Genomic DNA, 1,612 nt, shown 5'->3' with positions numbered 1-1,612 from the left:
TTTGGCGATTGACATTATACCAGAAAATAGGGGGGATTGCTCTTTTTGTTTGCAAACTCCCTAAAATAAAGGTTTTAGAACAAAAAAGAGGTAGTCTTTTGACACTACCGAAAAAATCAAGGGAGGTCTGTCGATGAAATATTTGGCGGATTCCAGAGCAGAAGCTGAGGAAAAAGTAGAAAACGATTGGAATAATCAGCAGTATGTTCTGGATAATAAACATTTTGTAGGGGCGGAGTTTCATGCGAGAGAGACGGAAAGAGAAACAATAAAAGTCCTGCTAATTAAGCCCAATGTCAAACCGGAAGTCGCATATATCGGGATAGAATTGAAGGATATGCAGCGGGTTGTCGGTGGGTATATACAGGAGTATTAACCATTTGACGATGAAGCAGCGGTTGTCTGTAATGATGAGGGAAAACAGACGGGCTGCCATTAAACCGGGCAATTTATTCACAAGAAGGAGAAATGATTGATATTATTGCAGGAACATTTTTTATCTGTGATGCACCGATAACAAGTGAAACTTTCCAAAGTTTATCAGATGAACAGATAAAAAAATATGATAAGATGTTCCGTGATCCGGAGCGTTTTTACAGAGTGGGCGATGAAATTAAGGTACAAAAGATAAAATCTTCGAGGGGGATGGAGAGGTAAGTTTCAGGTTGTTATTATTGAAAACATGGTTTAATAGAGCAAGGTTTCAAGCGGGCAGGAGAGATGAGGAGCAGTATGTACTATACCCGCTTGTTAGGGGAAACCCCTAATACCCACTGAAAGAGCTAGACAAGAAGAAGTAAGTGATATATTCTTAAGAAAGATAGAGACTAATTTGTAGTATTTTATTGGTAATCTTAGTGGATAGGAGTGTTTGACATGGTATCGTTTTTTGGAATTATTGCATTTGTGGCTGCAAGTTATGGTTTGTATGCTCAAATTCATAAAAAGGAAATAGCACAAGCAGTTGCTGCGTATATTGTAACGGTTTTAACTATAATTATTGCTGTGGTTTCTTTTCGAAATTCTCCGAATACAACTCTCGTTGAACAAGAAGATATAGCCAAAGAAAGTGCCAAACCAACCTCAACTAGTACAATTCAACCTGTTGACAGTGAAGATGATGGAGAATCAGAGAAAAAACTTAATACCAAAGAAACTATGAGTTTTACTGGTAATAAAATTAGTGGCATTATGGACGGAGAAGATAGTAGAGAAGAACAGTATATGGCTACACAGACAGGAATATACAGGTTTGATTTTGATATAGATGATGTAAATAAAGGGTATTGCTTTTATATATTAGATTCAAAGCAAGAAGAAGTACAAAGGGGATATAGTTCTGATTCAGGTATTAATGCTTATATGGAAAGTGGTATGGAATATACATTAGTAGTAGAACATAGCGAACAAGAGGAAGAAGTTGAATATTGTATATCAATTCATTCGCCAGATGGAATTGAAAATATTGAGGGTAAATCAATTAAAGGTGAAATTAGTTATATTGGCAGGAAAAAGAATATATATATTCAGCACAAAGATCAATTAAAGGTGAAATTAGTTATATTGGCAGGAAAAAGAATATATATATTCAGCACAAAGATCAGGAATATAT

Annotated in this window: 3 protein-coding genes; all 3 read left to right on the top strand. The window is 35.6% G+C overall.

Translation table 11 applies throughout. The annotated features are described in order from the left end of the window. The first annotated feature begins 133 nt into the window (after positions 1–133). Entirely contained in the window at positions 134–376 is a 243-nt protein-coding gene (locus tag DW981_RS14635) for a DpnD/PcfM family protein (protein ID WP_118508245.1), read from the top strand. A gap of 92 nt (positions 377–468) precedes the next feature. After that, on the top strand, positions 469–657 hold the full coding sequence (locus DW981_RS14630; RefSeq protein ID WP_243034783.1) for a DUF3846 domain-containing protein: 189 nt from the start codon (positions 469–471) through the stop codon (positions 655–657). A gap of 219 nt (positions 658–876) precedes the next feature. Continuing rightward, positions 877–1,612 (top strand): hypothetical protein (locus DW981_RS14625; RefSeq protein ID WP_147352683.1); only part of this gene is annotated, 736 nt, incomplete at its 3' end.

Source organism: Clostridium sp. AM49-4BH (genome assembly GCF_003478335.1).
Classification (GTDB): domain Bacteria; phylum Bacillota; class Clostridia; order Lachnospirales; family Lachnospiraceae; genus Butyribacter.
This window is presented reverse-complemented; position numbering and strand designations above follow the sequence as displayed.